2 protein-coding genes and 1 pseudogene are annotated in these 1,573 nt (G+C 41.7%); all 3 read right to left on the bottom strand.

The features are described from left to right. Positions 1 to 161 precede the first annotated feature (161 nt). A complete protein-coding gene (locus FS875_RS09855; protein ID WP_144756252.1) occupies positions 162 to 566 on the bottom strand; it encodes a hypothetical protein in 405 nt (134 codons plus the stop codon). Further along, positions 563 to 1,261, bottom strand: a complete 699-nt coding sequence (locus FS875_RS09860; protein ID WP_246067905.1) for a filamentous hemagglutinin — start codon at positions 1,259 to 1,261, stop codon at positions 563 to 565. Before FS875_RS09860 ends, FS875_RS09855 begins: the two co-directional genes overlap by 4 nt. 76 nt (positions 1,262 to 1,337) lie before the next feature. Beyond that, positions 1,338 to 1,573, bottom strand: a pseudogene (locus FS875_RS09865) (hypothetical protein); the annotation flags it as partial.

Genomic DNA, 1,573 nt, shown 5'->3' on the forward strand with positions numbered 1-1,573 from the left:
ATTTAATGACTATAAGAAGGCTCTAAAGCCTGTTGATTATTTTTGTCTCCGTTTTTCAAGACAGTTCTGAACAATGTTGAGATGGTGAATGAAAGGAACAATCCCGCACTGCCATGGGAATACATGGCTGTGGGGATTGTACTTTCCATCAACAGCAAGACTTAAGGTTGGCATTCAGGTGCATTTTTATATTTTTTACAAAACGGGCTGTTTAAGCGCTTCTTGACACTGCGCTGTGGGATCACAGCGCCTGGGCGACAAATCGGCAAGTTTTCAGCTTTATAAGTATAACACCATCCACCCTCATGTTCATTTTCATAATGAAAACCTGATTGAACCATGCAAGCATGAATTGTTGCCCATGCATTGATACTAAGCTTTCTACTTTCTGGATCGGTATAATAAGGGGTTGGCATACCACATTCTAACAATGCTTTTCCTACCTCCGTAAAATCTGCTCCTGGTTTCTTCCACGCTGCCACCTCTCCTAGAGGAGGTTTGTTAAACTGACATCCTGCAATACCTAATAAAGTTACAGCGCTTAATAATTTTAGAGTTTTTTTCATTTTTTACTCCTTGATTTACTTAAAGGAAATTGTTCTAGATGAGATGTGCCATAATTATATCTACATTGTGGACTCGCATCTCCAAGGCAAGTATGGACACTGACGGGATCTGTGAACATTTTCCACGCTTCTTTCCACCAGTTGCTGCCAGCAGGTGCTGTCTCATACGTATAGCCATTGCCACCAATCCATCGGCTGACAAAGTCATATCTATGCCCATCAAAGCCAACCGTAGTTTGTTTGCCATCACTCAAATACCTTAACAGATTGGCTGCAGCCAAAACATTCGCCGCGGGGCCATGAAAACTGATCGTCGTATTATTGGCTATTCCATGCACGCCTTCCTGTTTGAAAGAATTCATCATATTCAAGTTTGTCAAACTGCCACGACTATGGGCATCAAAATGCAATCCTGTGTTCCCATAGCGAGACATCAGATCTTTTGCTTCTTGTGTTGAATTGGTCAGACCCCAAAAGTTATTTTCTAAAAACTTCTGGTAGCCTGCTACCAAAAGTTCTGAGATGGCAGAATCGGCTTCTGGGAATACAACAAAATAAAGCGGTGCATTTTTATCCTTCGCATGTTGCTCTGCATAAACAGCGGCTTCATAGGGTGGTGTAAAGATGCCATTAAAGGACACATGTACCTTGCCATCAGCCCCTTCTTGCAAATACTGTTTTTCTTCTTCCAGCATTCATAGAAATTGAAGAACCAACCCCATAGACATGGGAATACATAGCTGTGGGGATTGTTTTCATTACAAGCAACACTTAAGGATAGCATTCATATTGTTCTGGATGTTTTTTACAAAACGGGCTATTTAAGCGCCTCTTGACACTTCGCTGTGGAATGACTGCGCCTGGACGACAAATCGGCAAGTTTTCGGCTTTATGGTTTACACACCATCCCCCCCCTCTTTCTTCATAGCGAAATCCTGATTGTACCATGCAAGCATGAATTGTTGCTATTGCATTGTTACTTAACTTTTGATTTTCTGGATCGACAT

The sequence above is a fragment of the Bartonella saheliensis genome (assembly GCF_902162175.1).

What these genes read in the sequence shown, in the direction of transcription:
- FS875_RS09855 (WP_144756252.1), bottom strand. Translation starts at nt 566, where the DNA reads ATGAAAAAAACTCTAAAATTATTAAGCGCTGTAACTTTATTAGGTATT.
- FS875_RS09860 (WP_246067905.1), bottom strand. Translation starts at nt 1,261, where the DNA reads ATGCTGGAAGAAGAAAAACAGTATTTGCAAGAAGGGGCTGATGGCAAG.